The organism is Streptomyces sp. M-16, assembly GCF_052114405.1.
Lineage (GTDB): Bacteria > Actinomycetota > Actinomycetes > Streptomycetales > Streptomycetaceae > Streptomyces.
Genome location: NZ_JBFRER010000011.1, coordinates 68,052 through 90,884, shown reverse-complemented (window position 1 = coordinate 90,884; position 22,833 = coordinate 68,052). Strand labels below are relative to the sequence as shown.

Below are 22,833 nucleotides of genomic sequence, written 5' to 3'. Positions count from 1 at the left end.
ACACGACCCGGTGCGTCTATCGTTGAAGGATGCGCCCATAGAGGGTTCAGTAATACCCCGGTGCCGATTAGCGCGGACCACCGCCCGGCCTCCGCTGAGGCCGCCCCGGAACTGACGTGTTCCATGGACCTGCGTTTGCCAACGAAGTCTCAACGGAAGAGAAGTTCCGATGGACGTCGCCACCGTCACCGTCACCATGAAAGCCGCACAGGACATCACAGCCGGCCAAGTGGTCCGCATCACCGGAGTACCGGCCACCCATGCCGTCCCCCCTGCCCCTGCCGTCACCCCTGCCGTCACCCCTGCCGTCACCCCTGCCGTCCAGCAGAGCAACAACCCCGACGACGAGACATTGCATACCCTTCCGCTCTTCGGGATTGCTCTGCGGAAGGCATTCGCCACAAAGGACGTCGACGTTCAAATAGGCGGTGTTGTTTTCCAAATAGGCGGCGCTGCTTTCGGCGGCCTAGGCCCCGGAAAGCCTTGCGCGGTTGGCGTCAACAGTTCGGGAAAACTCGTGCGCGCTAACGCTCCGGATAACGCCTGCGTCAGCGCTCCGAACTGGATCGGTGACTGTGACGCTTCGGGTATGGTGACAATCCGGCCCCGCCGCGACACGCGGCTGAACGTGCTCGACTTCGGAGCGGCAGGGGATGGAATTGCAGACGACACGGACGCGCTACAAGGTGCCCTGGACTGCGCAATGCGACTCGGAAAGATGACGGATGCCCCGCTCTCCGACGGCAAAGTCGTCTACCTGCCTCCGGGCGACTACCTGATTACGAAGCCTCTTGTCGTCTCGAACGGTTGCATTCTGGAGGGAGCCGGCTTTGGTTTCAGAGGAACTTCTCGCATAATGGTGGGTGTTGCAAGCAGCGGCGCAGATTTCAACCTCTCCACCAGGACTATTCCACGTCCTAAAGGTATCGGAGGTAGTATCGGTCAAATCGGAGCAACAGGCGCCGGAGAGGCCGTTTATTGCGCAATTGCCCTGACGGGCTATTCGACCGGGACCGGATCGCCCGACCGCGGTCGTGCTGACTATGCTGTGCTTCGCCAGTTCACCCTCGAGTCGAAACCCCTACAAGGGAGGGGTGCCACCGAGGTCTATCCACCCCCGCAGATGGATGGCGTACGAGTTCTGGCGGGCGGCACGTGGATCGAAAAGGTGCGGATCGCCGGCTTCAGGCGTAACGGAATAACGATATACGCAAGCTACCCGAAGGCTGGCTTCACACCGGAAGTTAATGCAAACCTCACACAGATACGGGATTGCCTTATCTACGGAAATGGCCAGCATGGGCTCGACATCGGCAGCGAGGGTAACGAAAATACCAATACCATGCTGGTCATGAATGTTTCCGCCACAGATAATGGGCGTGATGGAATTCATGACAATTCGTTTTTGGGCTGCACCTTCGTTTCGTGTCACACGGACGCAAACAAGCACCGAAACATCAGCTGCGAGCGCGGTAGTTCTCCGGCGTACTCTGTGTTCGTCGGCTGCTACGCCGAGGGGAATGCACCAGCGGTATTCAAGGGAGGGCATATCGCTGTAGTCGGAGGGGACATGGATATCACCCCGGACTCAACGTACTGGGGCTATGGCCCCGTCAGAGGAGGATCTGGACCCTCTGCCCTGAAAGTGCTCAGTAACTTTTCCGAAGTGCAATTGTATCGGATCGTCTCCGGTGGGATCGACATCGACGAGGGCGAGCTGAGGACTGGCGGGGAAGGGTCTATAGCGCAAGGATACAAATATCTAGCGCAAAATGCCGGGCGTACACGCGGGGTGGTTCTTCCTGGCGACAGTGGTGAACCTAATTGGAACACAACGAAAGGGAGCCTGACACAAGACGGCACACCAGAGGGCGGTGTGAAGTGGCGGTGCTTGGGTGAACTGGAGCCCACGGTCGTAACGTCCAACACCCTCGGAAATAATGGAAATTCTCGGATCATTCAAGATTTTCAGTCTATGACGGTGGACGGCAAGTTGGAAGGCGCGGGGGATTCCCTCTTCCGTACCGAAGTCAATCCAGCTCCGGATCCTGACAACCCTCTCGAGCCTCGTAACCCTCTCAGGGGCAGGATTCAAACGTCCCTTATCAGTAATGGGCAGTTCCATACGTACTATCAAACCGCATACGAAAACGGTCCGGTTCCCGGCGCGCTGATGCTTCCGGAAGCCTGGATTGGAAACTACATCTACGGTGAGCGGCGAATCTGTGTAGTTACTGGCGGAACTCCCTTCAATACCAAGGTGGGTAGCTGCAACTTCTACCTCCCGGGTGATCTGATCCTCAATGGCGTTAGAGATACAGGGCGCGATGGCCCGATCGGGTGGACGGTGAAGGCTGCGTGCGGACAGGGACGGCTGGCTCTTGCCTGGGTTCGCGGGAAGCACTACCCCATAGGGCAAACCGTCAGGCCGACGCACCCCAATGGATTCCTGTATCGGCTGACCGCCTACACCACCGGTGGCCCGTTGGACCCGAAGGACAATGTCTCCGGTCAGCAGGATCCCTGGAACAACCAACCCCAGAGTGCTGGAAGCCTGACTCACGACAAGCACCTAATTTGGCAGACGCTCAAGGACTTGGATGATCTGGATGATACCGCAAAACAAAAGTTCCTTGAACCGCTTCCGCAGCGCGCGGAAAAACAGACGAACTCGAATGCGGAGAACATTGACCAGCTGAAGGCTGATTTCAACGCACTTCTTGACAAGATGAGAAAGGCGCACCTGTTGGAATAGGCGGAGGCGGACGGAACTGATATCGGTGATGCCGCATCTCGTCGAATCCGTCAGTGGGTCAGCTGAGCGTGATGAACGTTGACGACACAGCGGGCCGGTGGCGCTTCGAAGGCGGCGAGTGTTCCAAGGATGACTCTCGTGTCGCCAAAGCCACGCCAACTATGGGAGCACACAGCGCGTCGTGACGGTATGACACCGTGCAGGGAACGCGTGGCTTTTCCACGGATGAGCAGGCCGGCAGGGTCAGTTCGGCCTCTCGCGGCGTCGCTAATCGTATGGCGGGCGGCTGTGGGCAGGCCGCACAAGCACGACACGAGAAGACCCTCCGCATCAGGGGGCGGACGGGGTGTCGGTCGAGCGTTTGGTCCGGCCGAGGCGCTTGGGGAGAAGGTTGCTGCAACGCCCCAGGCTCCCGCGCCGTTCGAAAAGCCCGTGAGGCTACCGGCACCTGATGGGCTCCGTCGACCCCGATCTGGTCATCACGGCCGAGCACGCCCTGCGCGATGTCGACGCCCGCCCGAGACGTCGGACAGGTCCGCATGCGCGTGGATCGGCCACACACTGGGCGCCGAAGCCGACTTCGTCGTCGCCCCGCAGCTCACCGTGGTCCAGGCCCACGAACTCGCGGTCGCCGCCGAACATGCCTCATCCACGCCGTTCCCCGGCTGACTGCTGGCACCGTCCACCCCGTTTAGACCGAGGGCCACGGCAAACCAGACGCCGCGCTCGCCCACCACACCGAGGTCTGAACCCCGACAACCCTCCAGGTTCAGGAATCGGGGCACTCACGGAGCCGTGCGGCTCAGCACCGGCTGCTCGACGGCCGCAGCGGTACGAGGGCGGGGAACCGTCGAGCCCGCAGTGAGGTTCAGGCGGGTGTCCATGTCGAGGTTTACCTCCCCGTACGGACGCACGTGCGACCAGAACAGCGGGGTCAGGCCGCGCCGGTCGGCGGGTGTGAGAAGTGCGGCTCACTCCGGTTCGTCGAGGATGTCCTGGAGCATGAGGGTGTTCACGTAGACCAGAGCGGACTGGAGAATCCGCAGGCAGAGGACGAACATTTCCTGCTCGTCACGCCGGTTCGAGGCGATCTCTCCGCCCTTGCCGTAGGCGATCACGGAGTTGGCGCCGTTGGAGGACTCCATGACGTTCAGACCTTCCTCGATCTCCCGCTGGAGGTCTCGCAACCTGAGGTAGCGGGCCACGAAAATGGTCTTCTGCGCACGGCCGATCTCCAGCATCGCCGCGTACGTGGGGTGGGAGGCGTTGCGGGTGAAGCGGCGCAGGATCGCCTCGGTGGACGCGGTACGGGTACGGATCGCGGTCGCGTACTTGATCATCTGGTCGTACTGCTGGGTGATGAGTTCCCAGCGGATCGGGCGGGTCAGTGCCGGGGTCAGCTGCGGGTAGGTGTCCGGTTCACCGGCCGCCGGCCGGTACAGCTTGACCTTGTTGATCCGCTTGATACGCGGCAGCAGGTCGAAGTTCAGCAGCCTCGTGATGCCGAACCCGATTTCCGACTGGCCGTGCGAATCTGTGTAGTTGGCCTCGACGTCCATGGTGGTGCCGTGCCGCCTGGCGCCCTCGATCATCGCGGCGACCTCGGAGGCGGTGCAGTTGATCAGCTGGGAGTGGATGGCCAGGGACTTCTTCTCCACGTGCCAGTAGATGAGCACCCCGCGGCCGCCGTAGCGCGAGTGCCACTCGGTGAACAGGTTCTGGTCGTAGGCGCGCACGTGCGTGGAGTCGGAGGCGACCGCGGTCGAGCCCTGTCCCCACAGCTCGGTGCTGCGGGCGGTGAAGGTGGCGTTCGCGATCTGGACGGCGATGGCGCGGGCGGCCTCGGCGGACAGATACCGCCGGAGCACGTACCGCAGCTCGTCCTCGGTGTGCCCGTGGCCGCCGGACGCCACGGCCTTGATCCCGGTGCTCGTGCCGTACGCGTAGATGACCAGCAGCAGGCGCTCCGCCAGCACCGCCGCCGAGAGGCTGCCACCTCCGGAGACAGAGGTGACCGCGTCCAGGCAGCCGGTCCGCAGCACCGCTTCCTTGAGCATGTCGATCAGGGGCACGACGCCCCACCGGCGCTGTACCTCGCCCTTGATCCTGCGCAGGTTGCGCGGCTGGGGCTGGGCCTCGGCCGCCGTGAGCCGGATCGCCCCGGACTTCCGCTCGGCGATGTCCAGCCAGGACAGCTTCGGCATCCCGTCGTTGAGCAGGGTCAACTCGGCCGTCATCTGCTCGCGCAGTTCGTTGACGAACACCGCCGGATCCAGCGGCTCGCGCAGCTCCCGGTAGTTCTCCACCCGCCGGGCCTCGAAGTCCTGCGGCAGGTCCTCATCCGGGTTGCGCCACTTGTCGGCGCCGACCACCCAGATCTCCTTGCACTTGAGCTGATCGCGCAGGGCCTGGAAGGCGACGACCTCGTAGACCATGCGCACCACCCGGCGCCGGCCCCGCTTGTCGGTACGATGCACGACCTCCGCCCAGCCCCCGCCCATCGCCTTGTGGACCGGCACCGTCTCGCCCAGCGGGTAGTACGTCGTGTTCCCGGCGCTCGCGTACCTGGCCACCAGCGCCAACGCTTCGATCACGGGCCGGTGAGCATGGTTGGAGGAGCGGAACTCCAGCACGTCCAGCAGCTTGATCAGTCCGCGCCGGTAGTGGTTGGTGTACGACGCCTTCAGCGTCGTCTGCACCGTGCGCCGGTAGACCGGCCCGCGGGTCTTGAACTCGTGCACCAGCTCCCGCAGCGTCACCTCGCCCCCGGACACCGCCGGGAACACGACCTCGCGGACCGTCCCCTCCGGGGCGCCGAGCGACGCCTCGGCGAGCTTGAAGAGGATGTTCTCCTTGCCCGACACCTTCTTGAACGCGTTGATGAGCCGCTCGGTGACCTTCTTCTCCGCCCGCGCCCCGATCCGGTGCACCGTGGAGATCAGCAGCTCCACCAGCGTGTCGGTGATTTCCCGCTCCCGCTCGTGCAGCAGCGCGGCCAGCAAGGTCACCCGCAGCGGTACCGGGTGCGTCCGCAGGTGGGAAGGCGACTCCACCGCGGCCCGCGCCCGCCAGCCGGCCACCACCTTCGGCGCGACGTCGATGAACAGATCCGGCGGCAGCCCGATCGCCCGCACCGTCAGCAGCTTGTCGATCTCGGTGAGCATCGTCTCCAGGCTCACGTTGCCCGGAGCCTCCTTGACCGTCCCCAGCACCGGCGGCGCGTCCTCACCCTCTCTGCCACCGCCCGCGAGTCCGGCGTCGTCCCGGTCGGCGCCACCGGCCACCAGAGCCATGATCCGCTCCACGCTCTCCGTGGTCGCGAGGAGATCAGGGCCGTCAGCGACTCCCCAGCCTCACGCAGAGCGGCAGCCACGATACGGTCGCACCGGCCCGTCGCCGCAGACCGGGCACTCTCTCGTCTGCATCTGGGAGGAGGCATCGCGGAATGCGCGGTCGTGCTGCTGGCGTCTCCAGTCGCGCGATCGGCAGACGGTCGAGCAGAACCGCGTACTCGACTTGGGGGCCTTCAACTTGGTGCCGCAGCTGGCGCAACGGCCCCGGTCGTCAGCTTCGGATGTGAGGAGATCGTTGCGTCGGCGGGTGAGGTGGTCCAGCGGGTCCGGGGTGTGGGTGCGGGGCTCGTTCGGCATCGGGAACGGGTGGTTGGGCAGGGTGCGGTAGTAGCGCTCTTCCTCGATCCAGCGGACGAGCGGGTCCGCGACGCCGGCGCCCTCGTATCGGTAGCCGGGGGCGGCTCGTGCGCGGACTTCGCGGATGAAGCGGCTGAAGTCCTGGGGACTGCCGGTGAAGGGGAGGCTGCGGAGCTCGGGCGAGGCCAGGAGGCTGGCGAGGGCCACGATGTCGGGGTAGGCGCTGGCGATGAGGCGGGGGTCCTCGTGGTAGGTGCCTGCACCGGGCGGGATGAAGTGCCGCAGTCTGCGGTCACGCTGTTTCCGGAACCTGCGGCCGTCCCACCATCGCCAGCACCAGTCTGCGGCTTGCCGCATGGCGAGCACGGCGGTCTGCCAGCCATGTTCGCGGGCTAGGCGGTGGTGGTCGTGCTGGGCCTGGATGATCTCCGGCAGCGGCCGGATGTCGAACTGGTCGTGGTAGGTGTCGGTCCAGCGGCCGTGGCGGAGACAGATGCGGGTGGTGTTGCGGACCCAGTGCCGGGCCCGGGTGGAGATCCCCTTGGTGGCAAGGCAGAGCGTGCAGACGGCCTGGACCTGCCAGCCGCGGTCGAGCGGGTGGCAGGCCGGCGGAAGGCGGCGGGTCAGGTCCGGAGTCCTCAGGTCGGGCAGGGCTTTCAGGAGCCGGTCGCGGGGGTGCCCGGACAGACCGCTGATGGCGTCGAGCAGTGCCAGAGGGTCGAGGTGGCCATGTTGATGTTGTGGATCTCGTCCACCAGCACCAGGTCGCAGTGGGCGTCGGTGAGGATCTCGCAGACGGCGTCCGCGATGTCCATCTCGTTGTGTCGGGCCTTCATCGGCAGGCCGAGGAAGTGGGCGAAACGGGTGGCGAGCTTGCGCGGGGATCCGTTCGGCGGTGCGGAGACGTAGACGACCGGGATGCGCTCGTGCCCGGGGAACCGCTGGCGAACTCGCAGTTCATGGGCCCGTCCCAGCTGCTTCATCGCGGTGGACTTGCCCGTTGCCCAGGGCCCGGAGACGATAAGCCCTCGGCGAGCGCTGATCTCCCTGCGATTGACCAGAGTCAGTAGTCGGCCCTGATGGAGGACGTCCCGGATGGTCGGGGTCTCCACGATGACCAGCTCGGAGTGGTAGTTGACCCGGGCTTCGTCGTACTCGTTCCGGGAACGAGGGTCAAGATCCTTCCACTCGTCCTCGGGCAGCAGGTCGAAGGCGATCGGGTCCTCGTCGACAAAGCGCCGCCAGCCTTCCAACGTGGTGGTGGGCATCCGGCGGTCCTCGGGCTGCCCGAACTCCCGGGTGTTCACCACCATTTCTTGGCCTCCTTGCGTGCGTCGAAGACTTTCAGCGGGACGATGTCGGCGAGCGGCTCGTCGGTCTCGGCTTCCTCGTCGTCCCTGACCGGGGCCGCTGGCTCGGGTGGCGGGGCCGGCGGGTGTTCGGGCCGCGGCCATGCGGGCCGGCCGGTGGCCTGGGTGCGGGCGGCGACCTTGCGATCCCGGCGGTTGTTGCGGCCACGTGCGGGCTGGGGTGGAGCCAGGGCGGTTTCGGGACCGGCGACCACCCGCTCCATCAGGTCACCGACGGCCTTGGCGATGGCGCCCTCGGCGACCTGTTCGCCTTGTTCGCGCAGGTTGCGGTTCTCGTGGTCCCAGGCCAGTTCACCGAACGGGGTTGGTGCGGTCGACAGCAGTCGCCAGGGAACAGTGATCCACTTCCCGCCGCCGCGGTTGTTTCGGAGCCAGACGAGCCGGATGTCGTAGGGGTCATGGCGGACCTCCCACAGGCCCTTCCGTTCGGCGATCCCGGACTTCTCCCGCCGCAGCCCGTCCAGGCCCTCGCAGTTGTAGATCCTGTGTTTGATCTTGATGCCGTAGGAGTTGACGGCCTGCCAACGGGCGGGCAGCAGTTCCAGGTAGTCCTCGGCCGTCAGCGGCAGCGGGAGGTAGCCGGCCGTCTCGACCAGCACGGCGTACTTCCTGTTCGGGGAGAAGGTTCGCCGCGGTGCGAGCGGGTCACGTAAGGCGTCATGGGGCCTGTTCTGCCACGTCGCGCTGATCCACTGCTCCAGCAGTTCCTGGAGCTGGTGGAGCGAGAACAGCGGCTCGTCCTCGACCCTGCGTCCGCGGTACTCGGTGGAGCGTCCGGTGTAACCGGGAAGGAACTGGGCGAACAGCGAGGCCGCAGATGCAAGCGTCCGTTCGATGTGGGGCTTGTGGGTCGGGGTGCGGGGCGGCGCGTGGATCACCTCAGTGCCCAGCGCGTTGCAGGCGGTGTGGAAGTTCTTCGACAAGAACGCCTTCCCGCCGTCGATGACGACGGTCTCCGGGGTGATCGGCGGGACCGCGGCAGCGTGCCGCAGCCGTTCGTCCACTGAGAGCAGTCGCTCGTAGGGCAGCACCGAGTGCTCCATCCGCAGAGCCTCCGGCCAACCCGGCCGCATCGGTGCCGGGGTCACCGAACGGGCCAGCAGCAGTGCCGCGTCCACGGACTTCGTGGTCGGCCGTAGCACCGCCGCGGTGATCGACCTGGTGGCGACGTCGACCATGCCGACCAGCTCGCACCGGTCCACGACCCCGTTGTCGAGTCTGACCAGCACGTCGAAGGGCGTGGAGTCGATCTCCATCAGCTCGCCCGGGCGGCAGACAGTCACCTGGTCGAAGACTCCGTCGGGCTGGTTGGCCAGCGAGCTGTCTACGGCTCAGGGTCACAGGCTGAGGCTATTGTGCTGACGAGCCAGAGCTGTGCCCGGGTGTCATGCGTAAAGCAGGACTCGCTTGCGGAGGAGCTCGAAGCCTGCACGGCCGAACATCTGGCGTTCAGCATCCTGATCCGGTTGACGTGTCCTTCGACGACCCCGGAGTTCCACTGCTGCGTGGGCCAGGTGGTGAACGTGTCGTCGGACCAGCGCGGAACCACGTGGAAGTGCAGATGAGGTACTGACTGCTCCGAGCCCGGGCCACTGGCGCTCAGGATGTTCACACCGTCGGCCTTCAGCTCGCTCCGCATCTTCCCTGCAAGGAGCTGGACCAGCGTCATCGCGTGCACCGAGACCTCCGGTGGAGCGTCGAAGATGTCCGTCCAGTGGGACGTGGGAATGACCAGCGTGTGGCCTGGCGCGAGGGGATCCAGCGGAGCGAACGCGCTGACCACGGGCCCGCGCGTCACCCACCGGGCGGCGTCGTCCCGTAGCAGTCGGCAGAAGGTGCAGTCCATGCGATCAGACCTTGTCAGAACGGTCGCCCCCGCCCTCCGGGGGAGGCCGACGACCCGCACGGCGCCCGCGCCCGGCCCCGGCCCCGGACGCGGCCGCCGCACAGGTACCTCAAGCCCCGCCGGCCTGCCTCCTGGCTTTGTTCACGGGTCGTGGCTCTGGCTCAGGTTTGTGATGTGCGCACGCCGAGTGACATCTGAGGTCGTCTGGCCGGCTCGGACCTGCCCGAACGCCGTGGGCGGGCGGCAGACCTTCGTGGAGCAGGTACCGGTGCTGACCCGCCGGCACGGTCAGCGGGCTGACCGGCTGCGGTCGATGCCGGCCGCGGTAGGTCTCGCGCTCGCGGGTCGTGCCGGCGCCCGCCTGACCGGTGTCCTCAGAGCGCCGGTCAGCCGCAGCACGGTCCTGCGGCGGTGACGACACCAGCCACGCCGGGATCACCGAACCCGGCCGGCATGCCCGGTCAGCAAGCCTTCGCCTCAGCGAAACTCGTGGACCACCTGGATCTCGCCGACGATGTGGGCGTTGAACTCGTCCAGCTCCTCGGCCGGAACCCAGAGTTCGAGGATCGTCTGCCCGCCGGCCTGCTGGACGGGATACCGGCTCAAGAACTCCGACTCGACCTCGAAACGAGTGACGAAGCCGGCGCCGTCGTGCCTGACGTTCCAGTCCCGCGCGATCCTGACCGCATAGTCCTCGTTGAGTTTACCGACCGCAGGAGTTCGGATTCTGGCTCTGAACTGCGACGTTTCATAGGCTACATGTCCGTGACGCCGAGTTGGGGCCGTTGTTGTAGCTCATCTGGGTGGACTCGTGGGTACTCCCGGCGGGGTCAAGCTGCACTTGTCAGGACTGTGCCAGCGCGCCCCTGCCCTCGCTCCACCAACATGACGGTGATAGACACATCGGTATGGCGACGTTCATGGCTCTGATCGATGGTGCGTCGACCTCGTGGAGGGCCGATCCCGTAGCGCTAACACTGGCGATCCAGGGCGTCTGGGCCGAGGTTGAGGTCGATGAGTCGGAGCGCAGCGAGGCGTGCAGTTTCCGATGGACTGTCGAGACGGAAGAAGGCACCGCCGAGGCATACCTGCACCAAGACGGAACGTGCCTGTACCTGGATGCCTCTCTGACGGATGCCGCGCGCTTGGCCTGTGTGTTCCGTCGCTTCATCCCTCAGGACGTCGAATTGGTCTTCTGCGACGAGGGATACACCTTCGACATCGGGATCAAGCCCGGCATCGACGAAACCGAACTCATTAAGGAGATGAATGCCGAGGGCGAGTGACGATCGCTTCGTGCGGCGGTCGAAGGGCTTCAGCTGCCTTGAACAGGCAAGTAGCGTGTGGTCGTGACGGATCACACGTACGAAGCGGCTCAGATCAAGGTGCTTGAGTTCGATGCTTCCGTATGGAAGAGGCCGAGTATGTACTTCGGCGTGGGGCAGGGAGACCCAGGCCTGCCAGCCTCAGTGCTGTGCGCCGTGGCGAGACACGCGCTTCACCCAGCGACGAGTGTTGGACGAGAGCACACCCTGCGCACCGTCGTCGAGATCACCGGCAACCTAAGCTTCACGATGACGACGGATCAGCCGCATACCTGGGAAGGAGCCGGGGCCCCCGCCCTCGGTTACTACGGGTCCCTTCTCCGCGCAGAGTGGTGGCTCCCAGCCGCCGCGGCGGCACTGTGCGAGCGGGCAGCCGTAGAGATGTGGTGCGACGGCCGTGGCTTCCGCCAGGACCTCTCCGGTATCCGGCCGCTCACTGCCCCGCAGAAGTTCGAGCCTCCGGCAGGAAGCGGCACGAGCGTGACATTCGCTCTCGATCCGGCGTACGTCGGTTACGCCTCTGCCCTGCCCTCAAACATTGAGAACCTCGACCTGCATGGTACTTACTGCTCTGAGCCTGCTGGCCCTGGCCATGTCATCATCCGGGGCCTCCGCGATGGTGGAACTGACCGAGAGGTCCTCTACCGGTAGCGGCATCCAGACAGGATCACGTCGCCGATTCCGGGGCCGTGATCTGGGCTTCGAGGTCGGCGACGCGCCGGTCTTGGAAGCGGAGGTTGGAGCGGGCTGCCTTGAGCCGTTCATCGAGGGTGCGGTTGTCGGTGGTGAGCTGGCGGACACGCTGCTTGAGGGTGGTGTTCTCGGTTGTGATCCGCTGGATCGCCTCCTCGGTCCACTCGGCTTCCAGGTCGCGGACCTGGCCGAGGAGTTCGCCGATGCGAGTGCGCTGGGCAAGGATCTCGGCTTGTGTGGCCTTGAGGGCATCCTCAGCGTTCAGAGCCCGCTCACGCCAGGTTGCCTGGCGTTCGTCGTCCTGGTCGGCAAGCAACTGATTCCGACGTTCGCCGGTCTCAGCCATGGCTGTGGCGACCGCGACTCTGGCCTCGGAGTTGTCGTAGAGGAAGGTGCGGGAGACGTCCGCGCGGCGGGCGACAGCGGCGACGCTGACCTGGGCTTTCTCACGGCGGAGCCGGTTGATGGCGTCGTGGACCCGCTGGACCGCGGCTTCGGTTCTGCGGCGGCGGGACGCTAGGGCAGCTGCCGTACGGGGTTCGGGAACGGTGGCGTTGTTCATACGTGGTCGTCTCCGTCGGTGGCGTCGTACTCGTCGTCCTGTCCGTCTCCTACCTCGGCCAGGTCCGTGGCGCGGAAGGCGGTGGACCACACGCGCTGGAAGTAGTCCTGGGGTTTGCGCAGGTCCAGGGCAAGGGCGTCGTCGAGAAGACCGAGGCCGGCCAACGCCTTCTCCAGGCCGTCAATGGCGCGGGCGGTGGGCTCGAAGTGCTGATGGAGGTAGCTGGCGGTGGCGTCGTCGGGTGAGCCTTCGGCCAACAGTCGCCACTGCTCGCGCTTCCGGCGCCAGTAGAGGAGGTCGGCGCCGGACAGGACGAACTTGTCGCAGTTGTGGCAGTCCAGGTTCCAGGGGCAGGCGCCGCCATCGACGACGGGCTGGAAGGTGCAGAACCCGCCCTCGGCCGGGGTGCTGCGGCGGGACAGGTCGATCGCCAGAGCCTGGGCTTGCTCGCGGGTGAGTGGACTACCCTCCCCGGCCAGGAGTTCGCCGGGCTGGGCGGTACCGGGGCCGGCGACCCAAACATGCTGGAGCACGTTCTCCAGGTCGGAGCTGGTCAGGTGGACGTAGTGCTCGGCCATGCGGTCGGAGACCTGGCCGAGGTAGCGGCGAATGTGGGTCAAAGTGGCGCCGTGCCGCAGCAGGTTCGTGGCCAGTGTGTGCCGGGCCTGGTGCGGGACCAGGCGGCCGAGGTCAAGTTCGTCCACCCACAGTCGGAAGCCCCGGATGAACCATGTGTAGGACAGCGAGGTCGTCATCAGCGAGTTGCGTGTAGTTCGGGGGAAGAGAACCATCGCCTCGCGTTCTTGGGGAGAAGGGCCGCGTCCATGTCGGGCGGTGAACTTCTCCAGGGTCTTCCGCTGCCTCTCGGCCAGGAGTTCGTAGAGACTCTCGGGGATGCGGATCGCGGCGTCGTAGTTGCCGACTTTGGTCTGATCGTGCCAGAACATGGGCAGGCCGCCGTAGCGACCGATGCAGTCCCACCGCAGTTTCAAGACCTCGCTGGTGCGGCGCCCGGTCGTGACGATCGTCTCCCAGACATCGCGCAGGCCGTGGTCACTGAGATCGTAGGCGTCGGCGAGCCGCTGCAGGTTCGTCCCATCGGCGAGTGCTCGGGCCGCCTCGTCCGGGAACGGCCGCCGGGCTCGAAGCGGGGCCCCGCCTCCGGCGGGCATGGACGTGATGAACTCCCGCCCCAGACCCACCCGTTCGGCGGCGCCGGCCTCCAGCGCGCCCCGGAGGACCCGCCGGACGCTGTTGAAGACCGACCGCCGCGTGTGGGTGGTCACCGTGGGCGGTTTGCCCGTCGAGTCAGTCAGCGCGATCGAGGGCAGGCCGTCTCGTTCCCGACACCGCTGGTCCGCCACGAAGCGCTGCATGTGTTCGGCGCACAAGGCGCTGGGATCGTGGCCTCCGCCGGGAGCATCGACCTCCAAGAAGGCGCCCAGTTCGGTGGCTCCCCGGCGGAGGTTGTCGACTGCGGTGCCGGTCCTGGGGCAGCGCGGGGACCGTAGCAGATCAGCGAGATGGTCCCAGAGCAAGTCTCGCAGCCAGCGTTGCGGGATGGCCGTGAGGTCGATGTGACTGGCCCGTTTGTCGAACCGGACACCGAAGTGGTCCGTCTCCAAGAACCCAGCCTCACGGCACTCGTCAGGTGTGAAGTAGATCAGCTGCAACTCCCGCCGCATCTCCCTGACAATGCTGGACGAGAAGCCGCCCAGGGCGCTCAGATCGAGCTCGACCAGCGAGTCGACCCGGCTCTGCCGGCAGACGTTGACCATGCGCTGGATCCACTCAAGGTCCCAGCGGCCGGGCTCGGGTTGCTCAGCGTGCCGGAACATGCCCCACTGGATCTCGGCCCGCAGCAGCGGCCGGAGCCCGCGCAGGTTGACCTGCCCCGGCCACGTCACAGCCGCCACCGAGGCGCACCAACCCTGGAACTCCTCCCGGTTCTCCATCACGACCGGGACCGGTTGCCCGATGCGCTCGTAGGCATGCCACCAGTGGTCGGGCAGCGAAGCGCCGCCAGGACTACCGTGCAGCCGGTAGCGGTGCCGGTGTCCCGAGCACAGCCCCAGCGGGGAGTAGGCCAGGCCGGGACAGACTGCCACCCGGCATTCTCCGTAGCCCGTCAGAGGTTCCTGTTCTCCCAGCCAGCGGGCGAAGTCCAACTCCTCGATGGCTCCGGACCTGCGCAGATAGAGCCAGCGAGTCTGATGTCGGACGCACAGTCGTGTCGCGGTGTGAGCCGCGGGCCGCCGCGGGCAGACGCGGCAGGATTCCTCGCGGATCCACTCCGAGGGATCGAGCGGCTCGGCCGCCGTGACGAAGGCGGCCTTCCCGATGCCGCGTTCCTTGGCCTCGTTCCACTCCCGGCGGTGCACCGAGCACAGGTCAGTTCCACCGTCACGGACGCGTTCGCACTGGTTGATCAGGCATTCCCACCGATAGACAGCGTGGCCGCGAGGGATCCGGATGACCTGTTCCCGGAAGACCGGGTCGAATGACGGGCTGTGAATCAGTGCCGTGAGGATCTCCAGCCGGTCCCGGCCCTGACGGTCTGGCCGGTCGGTGTGGATCGGCAGCAAGGACCTCGCGCTCACTTCGACTCACCCCAGACCGCACGGAGCGCCGCATCGAAGGCCGGATCGTGGACATCGACATGCCCGTAGACCTCATCCACCATCGTGGCCGAGGCCCAACCGCCTGCGTCCCGGGCGATCAGCAGGTTGCCGTCTGAGGCGTCGAGGACCGCCGAGGTGAAGGAGTGGCGGAAGGCATGGGGTTTCACGAGCCCGAGGCCAGCGCGTTTCCCGGCCCTGCCCAGCATTCTGCGGGCTGCGACCGTCGCCCAGGGCTCCCCGATGCCCACGCCGTGGAGCTGGACCAGCAGCATCCCGTGCCCGGCGCGGTCGCGTGGGTACTCGCCGCCGGTGAGGTAATCGAAGTAGGTGTGCACCATCGCGGGGCTGACCCGCTTGATCAGCCCGCCGGTGACCGTGCCGTCCTCGATCCGCCACGGGTGCTTGGTCTTCGCCTCCGCCCGGTTCGGGTTGCCGGGCCGGTGGCAGACGTGGACGTGCGGGCTGCGGCACTCGCCGCAGGCTGCGTTCTCGCGCAGGTGCAGGTCGACCAGATGCAGCCCGCAGAGCTCGCCGATCCGAAGCCCGCCGTCGGCCAGCCAGGTCACCACCAGCCGGTCCCTGGCCGAGTTCACCGTCGCCAGCAGCGCTTCGCGAGCGCCGTCCGGGAGCATCTTCGGGTGCCGGCGTTGCGGCCCTCGCGGAGCGAGCGGGTTGGCGGGCATCGCACCCTTCACGTGCCCGAGGAACGAGCGCCGGCGGTCCACCTGGGACGGCAACCGGGTCACGCCGAGTTTCTTGCCGAGCTCGCCATTGATGCCGAGCGATGCCTGATGCAGGTAGAAGCCCTTCAGGCAGGCCGCAGCAGTCGACAGTGCCGCCCGGCCGTACGGGCGCTTACCAGCCCGCCACGGCTCACCGAGCGGAATCCGGACCTCCGCGCCGACGATGCCCATATAGCGCTCAAGATCCCGCAGCACCACCGTGGCGAAGGCCAGGCACTCGCGCTCCAGCCACCGCAGATGGTCCACCAGGTAGTACGCGTACGTCTTCTGCGTCCCCGAACCGTCGTGCGTGCGCAGGAACCGGTCGGCCTCCGCATGCACCGCCCCTTCAGGCCAGACGATCGTCCACGACCGCCGCCCGTCCTTCCGCTCGATCCGCTGGACCCGCAGGTCCCCGACCACCACTCGCCGTGCCACTCGTCCTCCGTACCGACACCGGAACATGACGGACGCTCCGGACCCGGTCGGTAAACGAGCCCATGACGTCTTGGTCACAGGCCCAGCCGGACATCACGGGCAGCACTACCCGCGGTCGGTAAAGTTGAGGACCGGGTAGAAGATCGGCTGCTCGGGCAGGCGGGGCGGCCAGGCACGCCAGTTCAGCTTCCGAACCAGATCCAGCTCCTTGGGGCCGGTGGGGCGCCACAGGGTCGTCGTTGCTTGCCGGCTGGTCATCTGCATCGCTCTCTGAACTTAGGCCGCCGGTGCGGCGGCTCGGGAGACCGGACGATACCTGCACCGCGAACTCGGCAACTACGCGGTTTCCGCACCCAGGACACCGGGCCTGTCGTGACGGTACCCCGGTCCCCCGACCACGTGACCGGACGATCGCGGAGCGGTCCGTGGTCCTTGCCGGGGGAGCGGAACTCGCCGCTCGCGATCAGTCGTCAGCCGTCGTAGAGCTCCACCGGATCCCCCGGACGGAACAGGTGCCCGTCCTCGCACCAGAAGACGATCTGGATGTCGACGTCGTGGCGACCCCCGCCTCGTAAGTCCCGGCGCCCTCGGTCGACCGCACGACGCAGGAGGTCATGACTTCACCGAGCCGCAGAGCGGGCCGGATCCCGCTCATGGCGGGCGTGGTCCGTCCCCCGGCAGAGGCCTGGAGGAAGGTCACCCTGAACTTGAAGGGGTCGGCCGGAGTCGGGTGCAATGTCCCCGATCGTCCCTGTGTCGATCCTGCGGGCTTCCTTAGGGCAACCTGAAGAAGTCCCTCCACGGCGCAATGCGCCCTGGTCACCTGCCTAGGCTCGGCCGTACTTCCCGTCCCCTCTCCAGTGAGGTGTTACCGGCATGAGCCGCAGCCGAACCCCCGCGACCCCGTCCCGCACCGAGGCCCGCCGGAAGAAGGCGACGCGTACGCGCATCGTCCTGTCCGTCACCGCGGCCGCCGCGGTGGTGGCGGTCGGGGTCGCTGTGGCCGACTCGGGCGGTGGTGACCGCACGGACCGGCAGGCAGCCGGAGCCGCGTCCGACGCGGGGTCGTCGAAGGCGGCGACGGACACCGCCGGGACGGCCCCGGCCGGGAGCGCCGGAGCCTCCGCCTCGGCGAGTGCGAGTGCGAGCGCGAGTCCGAGCACGAGCACGAGCGCGTCTGCGAGTGCCGGCGCCGGCCCGTCCGGGGCGCCCGACTCCGGCGCGAACGGATCGGCCGCACCCGACGACGACGCCACGCGGCCCGGCAGCGCGCCGGACACCTCGGGCGTCGACCGGCCCGGCAAGCCGGCCCAGGGCACCACCTCTACGAAGGGCACCGGCTCCGGCGGCTCCTCCGGCGGCTCCGGTTCTGGTTCCGGATCGGGCTCCGGCACGGTCAACGGGGACGCCGAGTCCGCCGTGCTCGCCCTCGTCAACAAGGAGCGCGCCACCGCCGGCTGCGGCCCCCTGACGACCAACGCGAAGCTGAGCGCGGCGGCGCGTGCGTACAGCGACACCATGGCCCGTAGCGGCGTCATGTCGCACACCGGGCCCGACGGGTCCACCATGACGAGCCGGGTGGAGGCGGCCGGCTACAAGTGGTCCGGCCTCGGCGAGAACATAGCCCGCGGACAGAGCGACGCCGCCGCCGTCATGTCGGCCTGGATGAACAGCGCCGGCCACCGCGCCAACATCCTCAACTGTTCCTTCAAGGAGATCGGAATCGGCGTCCACAAGGGCGACGGCGGCCCCTGGTGGACCCAGGACTTCGGCACCGCGAGGTAACCCCCTCCCGCCGCTCTCGGCAAGCCCCCCACAAGCGGCCCCCGCGTACCTGCCCGCAGGTCCGCGGACGGCCACGTCCCCCTGGCCCGGCGGCCAGGGGGACGTCCGCGTTCACCCGGAGCGCCCCGGAGTGCCCCGGCGCGTGACCGGTGCCAGTACGGCGGAGGCACCGGTTCACGCCCACCGGCTCCCGTCGGCCACTATGGGCCCGTGCCCCGAACTCCGCGCTACCTGCTCATATGGCTGTCGTGCACGGCCGCCAGCGTGACCGCCGTGCTCGCCACGGTCCAGTTCGTGGTCGGGTCGACCAGCCACAAGCCCCCCGTGGCGCGTTCCGCCCCGGTCGTCATCGACACGCCCCCCGCCTGGCAGGCGGGCAGCCCCGGACCGGAACGGGCCTCCCCGACCGCGAGCGCATCCACCAGCCCCTCGCCGACCGTGGTACAGCGGCCCTCGTCGGCGGCCCCCTCTCCCAGCCCCACCCCCGCCAAGGCCTCCCCGGAGGCCCCCCGGACCAGCGCGCCCCGGTCCGGCGTCGACTGCCAACAAGGCGGGGCGGGTCTACACACCGTCCCCTCACAGGGCGGCAAGGTCACGGTCCGGTACGGGAGCCGGGGCGTGTGCCTGATCTCCGCGGTTCCCGGCCTGGGCTTCCGGACGACCACCTCGCAGGCCTCCGACGACACCCTCACCGTCACCTTCAGCGGCGACGACCACCGGTCGGTGATCACTGCCACGATCAACCCGTCGGCCAAGGCGAGCGTCCACGAAAGTTCCTTCTGACGGCACGACACGCCGCCTGCACGCCTGCACGCCTGCACGCCTGCCCGCCTCCCCGCCTGCACGCCTCCCCGCCTGCACGCCTCCCCGCCTGACGACCCGGCCGCCTGGTCGCCCGGCTGCCCGGCTGCCCGGTCGGTTCCGCTCGGTGCCCCGTCGGTACAGGCCCGTTCGAGACTCGTGCCCCCTCGGGCCGGGTCGCGGTGAAGCGGAAGGTGAGCAGTTCCTTAGGGCAACCTCAAGATCGCGCCGAGCCGGTTTCACGGGCCCCCGCCGGCCCTATGCTCACGTCAGCCGAGCGGCCGTGGGCACCGGGGCACGAGCCCCGTGCAGCGGCGGCCCCGGTTTCACCGAGCCGGGACGCGCCGCGCCCGTCCCGCCGTCCGAACCTGCCTTGGGGGTCTTCGCCATGAGCTCTCGCATGCTCCGATCCGTCCGTTCCGGACGCCGCACGGCGCCCTCCCGTCCGTACCTCGCTCGGCGCCTCCCGGTGGTCGCCGCCGCCGTGGTCGTGGCCGGGCTGGCCACCGCGTGCGGGCCCTCCGCCACACCCGTCGGGTCCGCCCGGGCGGCCGGCGCCGGGGAGCCGGCGCCGGCGCTCTCCGCGGGCCGGACGACACAGGGCGCGTCCCCCGGGGTGTTGGCCACCGCCACGCCCTCGGCTCCGCCGTCCGCATCCGCATCCGCATCCGCCTCCGCGTCCGTCCCGGCATCAGCGCCCGCCACCGCCGGCTCGTCATCCGGCACCACCGGCAAAGGCGGCGGCAGTACGACCGGCTCCGGATCGGGGTCCGGTTCCAGTTCTGGTTCCGGCAGCGCCAAGCCTGCTTCCGCCACCCCCGCGCCGGCCCCGGCCAGAATCCCCGGCCCCGGCTACGACGGTTCGGCCGACGCACACGCACTGATCGACGCGGCCCTGCGCTCGGCGAAGTCCGACGGCCGGATGGTCCTGCTCGACTTCGGGGCCAACTGGTGCGGGAACTGCAAGGCCGCCGACAAGGTGTTCGCCCAGCCGACGACCTCGGGGCTCCTCGCGGACGACTACCACCTCGTCAAGGTCGACATCGGCGCCAACAACTCCGCCAACTCCGCGCTGCTGCACAAGTACAGCCCCTCGGGCGGGACCTACACGATGCCCGTGCTGGTGGTCGTCTCGCCATCCGGCACCGTACGGGTCGACACCCATGTCACGGGGAACCCGGCCCTGACGGCGGACGGCATCGACTCCTTCCTGCGCAAGTGGGCCCCGTGAGAAGGCCGGTGCGCACGGCCGCCGCCCTCCCGGTCGGCGCCGGCCTGTCGGTGGCGGCGGCCCTGCTGCTGATCGGCACGGTGACGGACGGCTCCGGCTCCGACACCGGAGCCGCCTCAGCCTCCACCCCCTCCACCGCTGCGGCCGCCCGCACCGCCGCCGTCACGTCCGCTTCCGGAGCCGCGGCCGACGGACCCCCGCCCACGGCACGTTTCTCCGAGAACGGAGTCACCGTCACGCTCTCCGTCTCCGCCTGGCAGCCCTCGAAGGGCACCGGCACCCTCACTGCGGTCTTCGCGCCCGAGGCCGCCGGATTCCACCTCTACAGCACCGCCCTCCCACCCACCGGCGTCGAGGGCGTCGGCCGGCCGACCGCGGTGGCCGTCACCGGCGCCCTCGCGGCGGAAGGCCCGCTCACGGCGGCGCAACCCGTGCGGCCGATCCGGGTCCCGGGGGTCGACTCCCCGGTTCCCGTGTACCCCGACGGACCGGTCACCACCACCCTCCCCATCCGCGCGTCCGGCAGCGGAGGCGGCGCGACGGTGCTGATCGGCTACGCGAGTTGCAGCACGCGGGACGGCTGCACCATCCCGGTGTCGGACCGCCCCGTGCGGGTCCGCGTCACCAACGGGGGTCCGGCCTTCGTCACGCCCTGACCGCGTCCACCACCGGAACCAGCCTCTAAGGTGTCCGCATGCCGAGCGTCCTGGTCGTGGAAGACGACCCCAGCATCCGCCAGTCACTGATAGAAGTCCTGGCCGAGCAGGGGTATGCCGTGCGCAGCGCCGCCGACGGCTTCGGTGCGCTGCGCGAGGTCACGCAGGCGCCCGTGGACGCGGTGGTCCTCGACCTCGGACTGCCCGACCTGGACGGAGGCGATGCCCTGCGCATGATCCGAGGCATCTCCTCCGTACCGGTGCTCGTGGCCACCGCCCGCGACGACGAGTCCGAGATCATCAACATCCTGAACGCGGGCGCGGACGACTACCTCGTCAAACCCTTCTCCGGGGGCCAGCTCCTCGCCCGCCTCTCCGCCGTCCTGCGCCGCACCGGCGGCGCGCCCCCCGCCTCCGTCGGCGCCACCCGCGGCGCGGTGCCCGCGCAGGCCGGGGAGCCCCTGCGGCCCACCGTCGTGGGCGAGCTGGCGGTGGACCCGGGAGCGCGTACCGTGCACCTGGCCGGACAGGAGCTGCGCCTGACCCGCCGTGAGTTCGACCTGCTGGCGTTCCTCGCGCACCACACCGGCCAGGTCGTCTCGAAACGCCGTCTGCTGACCGAGGTGTGGCGCGAGCCGTACGTGGACGATCAGACCGTCGACGTGCACCTGTCCTCCCTGCGCCGCAAGCTCGGCGAACGGGCGGCCGCCCCGCGCTACCTGCTGACCGTGCGCGGAGTCGGCATCAAACTGGTGGCACCGCGTTGAGGCGCTCCCTGGCCGGTGTGGCCCTCGCCGTGACCTCCATGGTCGCCCTGTCCTTCCTCATACCGCTGGCCGCCCTGGTGATGTCGCTGGTCAAGGAACAGGGTGTGACGGCGGCACAGCAACGCGGCGCCGCCCTGGCGCCGGTGCTCGCCCTGACCACGGATCCGGACGCCCTGCGGGAGGCCGCGGCGGGCTTGGACGCGGCGGACCACCTGGTCGTCCACCTGCCGGGGGCGGCCTCTCTGGGAGGGTCGAAGGCTCCCGCGGAACTGCTCGAACGGGCCCAGCGGGGGCGGGAGTCGATCTCGCAGGAGGTCCCCGGCGGGTGGGTCTGCCTGCAGCCGGTGGTGCTGCCGGGCGACAAGGTCGCCGTCATCGAGAACTTCGTGCCCGACGCGGAACTCACCCGGGGGGTGGCGCAGTCGTGGGCCGTGATGTGTTTCCTCGCCGTGGGGCTGATCACGGGCTCGGTGCTGGTCGCCGATCGGCTCGGGGCCAAGGTCGTCCGCTCCTCGAAGCGGCTCGCGCAGGCCTCGCGCGCGCTCGGGCTGGGGGACCTGGACGCCCGTGTCGAACCCATGGGCCCCCGGGAACTGCATGACGCGGGAGTCGCGTTCAACGCGATGGCCCAGCGTATGAACGAACTGCTCGCCGTCGAACGCGAACTCGTCGCCGACCTCTCGCACCGGCTGCGCACCCCGCTGACCGCACTCCACCTGGCGTCGGAACGGATGGCGGGCACGCCGGAGTCGGCCAGGGTCGAGGCGGCCGTCTGCGAGCTGGAGAGCGAACTGCAGGCGATCATCGCCGCGGCACGCACTCCGCTCGCCGTCGGTCCCATGGGCCAGGGCCTGCTCGGTACGGAACGCCCCCCGGGACGCGGGGCCGGTGCCGCGGCGGGCGAGGGCCCGCGCAGCGAGGCGGCCGAGGTCGTCCGGCGCCGGACCGCCTTCTGGGCGGTCCTCGCGGAGCAGCAGAACCGTTCGTGCTCCCTGGACATCACCCAGGAGCCCACGGCCGTCGGCCTCTCGGACGACGACGTCGCCGCCGTGGTGGACGCCCTCATCGGCAACGTCTTCCGCCACACCCCGGAGGGGACCGCGTTCGCCGTCGCCGTCGTACGCACGGCCCAAGCCGTGGAGCTGGTCGTCGAGGACGGCGGACCCGGTATCCCGGAACCGGACCGGGCGCTGTCCCGCGGAAGCAGCACCGGCTCCACAGGACTGGGCCTCGACATCGCGGCCCGGGCCGCGACCGCGACGGGCGGTACGGTACGCGTCACGCGCGGGCCGCTCGGAGGGGCGCACATCACCGTGACCCTCGCCCTGGCCGCCGCCGCCCAGTCGGGACACCGCACCCGCTTCGCCCGCCGCCGCAGACGCTGACCCTCGTCGGGACCCCACCGCCCGCCGGGGGCCGAGGGGGCGGCCCGGTTTTGCAGGCATTCCACGACGGAGGAGGCCATCACGTTGCCGCCGCCGAACGTGTAGTCCCATCGCCGGGCGTCGTCGGCGGCGAGCCAGAGCTCGTCCAGGTCGGCGCGCCCGACGCGCTGGCCGCCCTGGCGGGGGAGGTCCCGCAGTCTGCCCATGCCTCGTCCAGGCTGACGTG

18 protein-coding genes and 2 pseudogenes are annotated in these 22,833 nt (G+C 68.4%); 10 read left to right on the top strand and 10 right to left on the bottom strand.

Annotated elements, in window-relative coordinates:
• Positions 1-169 precede the first annotated feature (169 nt).
• A complete protein-coding gene (locus AB4039_RS08220; RefSeq protein ID WP_442270394.1) occupies positions 170-2,755 on the top strand; it encodes a glycosyl hydrolase family 28-related protein in 2,586 nt (861 codons plus the stop codon).
• A 439-nt stretch (positions 2,756-3,194) separates the two neighbouring features.
• Positions 3,195-3,450, top strand: a pseudogene (locus tag AB4039_RS08215) (cation transporter dimerization domain-containing protein); the annotation flags it as partial.
• Positions 3,451-3,726: 276 nt separating this feature from the next.
• Here AB4039_RS08215 and AB4039_RS08210 read toward each other — a convergent pair.
• From AB4039_RS08210 to AB4039_RS08185, 6 genes and pseudogenes are all read right to left on the bottom strand, one after another.
• Positions 3,727-6,048, bottom strand: coding sequence for a Tn3 family transposase (locus AB4039_RS08210; RefSeq protein ID WP_442270393.1), 2,322 nt, complete (start codon positions 6,046-6,048; stop codon positions 3,727-3,729).
• Positions 6,049-6,108: 60 nt separating this feature from the next.
• Positions 6,109-6,762, bottom strand: coding sequence for a hypothetical protein (locus tag AB4039_RS08205; protein WP_442270392.1), 654 nt, complete (start codon positions 6,760-6,762; stop codon positions 6,109-6,111).
• A gap of 299 nt (positions 6,763-7,061) precedes the next feature.
• Positions 7,062-7,718, bottom strand: a complete 657-nt coding sequence (locus AB4039_RS08200) for an ATP-binding protein (protein ID WP_442270391.1) — start codon at positions 7,716-7,718, stop codon at positions 7,062-7,064.
• Positions 7,709-9,058 (bottom strand): integrase, encoded by a 1,350-nt coding sequence (locus tag AB4039_RS08195; protein WP_442270390.1) that lies wholly within the window; start codon positions 9,056-9,058, stop codon positions 7,709-7,711. Before AB4039_RS08195 ends, AB4039_RS08200 begins: the two co-directional genes overlap by 10 nt.
• A 41-nt stretch (positions 9,059-9,099) precedes the next feature.
• A complete protein-coding gene (locus tag AB4039_RS08190) occupies positions 9,100-9,621 on the bottom strand; it encodes an HIT family protein (protein WP_442270389.1) in 522 nt (173 codons plus the stop codon).
• A gap of 477 nt (positions 9,622-10,098) precedes the next feature.
• A pseudogene (locus tag AB4039_RS08185) lies at positions 10,099-10,323 on the bottom strand (hypothetical protein); the annotation flags it as partial.
• A gap of 206 nt (positions 10,324-10,529) precedes the next feature.
• Here AB4039_RS08185 and AB4039_RS08180 point away from each other — a divergent pair.
• Positions 10,530-10,907, top strand: coding sequence for a hypothetical protein (locus AB4039_RS08180; protein ID WP_442270388.1), 378 nt, complete (start codon positions 10,530-10,532; stop codon positions 10,905-10,907).
• Positions 10,908-10,970: 63 nt separating this feature from the next.
• On the top strand, positions 10,971-11,597 hold the full coding sequence (locus AB4039_RS08175; RefSeq protein ID WP_442270387.1) for a hypothetical protein: 627 nt from the start codon (positions 10,971-10,973) through the stop codon (positions 11,595-11,597).
• Positions 11,598-11,613: 16 nt separating this feature from the next.
• Here AB4039_RS08175 and AB4039_RS08170 read toward each other — a convergent pair whose 3' ends face one another.
• From AB4039_RS08170 to AB4039_RS08155, 4 genes are all read right to left on the bottom strand, one after another.
• Positions 11,614-12,201 (bottom strand): DUF6262 family protein, encoded by a 588-nt coding sequence (locus AB4039_RS08170; protein WP_442270386.1) that lies wholly within the window; start codon positions 12,199-12,201, stop codon positions 11,614-11,616.
• Positions 12,198-14,786 (bottom strand): tyrosine-type recombinase/integrase, encoded by a 2,589-nt coding sequence (locus tag AB4039_RS08165; protein WP_442270385.1) that lies wholly within the window; start codon positions 14,784-14,786, stop codon positions 12,198-12,200. The genes AB4039_RS08170 and AB4039_RS08165 overlap by 4 nt, the downstream gene beginning before the upstream one ends.
• Positions 14,787-14,797: 11 nt before the next feature.
• Complete coding sequence (locus AB4039_RS08160) at positions 14,798-15,982, bottom strand: tyrosine-type recombinase/integrase (protein ID WP_442270384.1); 1,185 nt, start codon at positions 15,980-15,982, stop codon at positions 14,798-14,800.
• Positions 15,983-16,087: 105 nt separating this feature from the next.
• Complete coding sequence (locus AB4039_RS08155) at positions 16,088-16,240, bottom strand: hypothetical protein (RefSeq protein WP_442270399.1); 153 nt, start codon at positions 16,238-16,240, stop codon at positions 16,088-16,090.
• A 618-nt stretch (positions 16,241-16,858) separates the two neighbouring features.
• On the opposite strand from AB4039_RS08155, the gene AB4039_RS08150 reads away from it, so the two are divergent.
• From AB4039_RS08150 to AB4039_RS08125, 6 genes are all read left to right on the top strand, one after another.
• On the top strand, positions 16,859-17,767 hold the full coding sequence (locus tag AB4039_RS08150) for a CAP domain-containing protein (RefSeq protein WP_442270383.1): 909 nt from the start codon (positions 16,859-16,861) through the stop codon (positions 17,765-17,767).
• 210 nt (positions 17,768-17,977) lie between these two features.
• Positions 17,978-18,550, top strand: coding sequence for a hypothetical protein (locus AB4039_RS08145; RefSeq protein WP_266846346.1), 573 nt, complete (start codon positions 17,978-17,980; stop codon positions 18,548-18,550).
• Between the two features lie 418 nt (positions 18,551-18,968).
• Positions 18,969-19,799, top strand: coding sequence for a thioredoxin family protein (locus AB4039_RS08140; protein WP_442270382.1), 831 nt, complete (start codon positions 18,969-18,971; stop codon positions 19,797-19,799).
• 8 nt (positions 19,800-19,807) lie between these two features.
• Entirely contained in the window at positions 19,808-20,455 is a 648-nt protein-coding gene (locus AB4039_RS08135) for a hypothetical protein (protein WP_266846344.1), read from the top strand.
• 38 nt (positions 20,456-20,493) lie between these two features.
• A complete protein-coding gene (locus AB4039_RS08130; RefSeq protein WP_266846343.1) occupies positions 20,494-21,222 on the top strand; it encodes a response regulator transcription factor in 729 nt (242 codons plus the stop codon).
• Positions 21,219-22,607, top strand: a complete 1,389-nt coding sequence (locus AB4039_RS08125; protein WP_266846342.1) for an ATP-binding protein — start codon at positions 21,219-21,221, stop codon at positions 22,605-22,607. Before AB4039_RS08130 ends, AB4039_RS08125 begins: the two co-directional genes overlap by 4 nt.
• Positions 22,608-22,833: the final 226 nt, after the last annotated feature.

Coding starts and splice junctions, on each gene's coding strand:
- AB4039_RS08220 (WP_442270394.1), top strand. CDS start 170: ATGGACGTCGCCACCGTCACCGTCACCATGAAAGCCGCACAGGACATC.
- AB4039_RS08210 (WP_442270393.1), bottom strand. CDS start 6,048: ATGGCTCTGGTGGCCGGTGGCGCCGACCGGGACGACGCCGGACTCGCG.
- AB4039_RS08205 (WP_442270392.1), bottom strand. CDS start 6,762: ATGCGGCAAGCCGCAGACTGGTGCTGGCGATGGTGGGACGGCCGCAGG.
- AB4039_RS08200 (WP_442270391.1), bottom strand. CDS start 7,718: ATGGTGGTGAACACCCGGGAGTTCGGGCAGCCCGAGGACCGCCGGATG.
- AB4039_RS08190 (WP_442270389.1), bottom strand. CDS start 9,621: ATGGACTGCACCTTCTGCCGACTGCTACGGGACGACGCCGCCCGGTGG.
- AB4039_RS08180 (WP_442270388.1), top strand. CDS start 10,530: ATGGCGACGTTCATGGCTCTGATCGATGGTGCGTCGACCTCGTGGAGG.
- AB4039_RS08170 (WP_442270386.1), bottom strand. CDS start 12,201: ATGAACAACGCCACCGTTCCCGAACCCCGTACGGCAGCTGCCCTAGCG.
- AB4039_RS08155 (WP_442270399.1), bottom strand. CDS start 16,240: ATGACCAGCCGGCAAGCAACGACGACCCTGTGGCGCCCCACCGGCCCC.
- AB4039_RS08150 (WP_442270383.1), top strand. CDS start 16,859: ATGAGCCGCAGCCGAACCCCCGCGACCCCGTCCCGCACCGAGGCCCGC.
- AB4039_RS08140 (WP_442270382.1), top strand. CDS start 18,969: ATGCTCCGATCCGTCCGTTCCGGACGCCGCACGGCGCCCTCCCGTCCG.
- AB4039_RS08130 (WP_266846343.1), top strand. CDS start 20,494: ATGCCGAGCGTCCTGGTCGTGGAAGACGACCCCAGCATCCGCCAGTCA.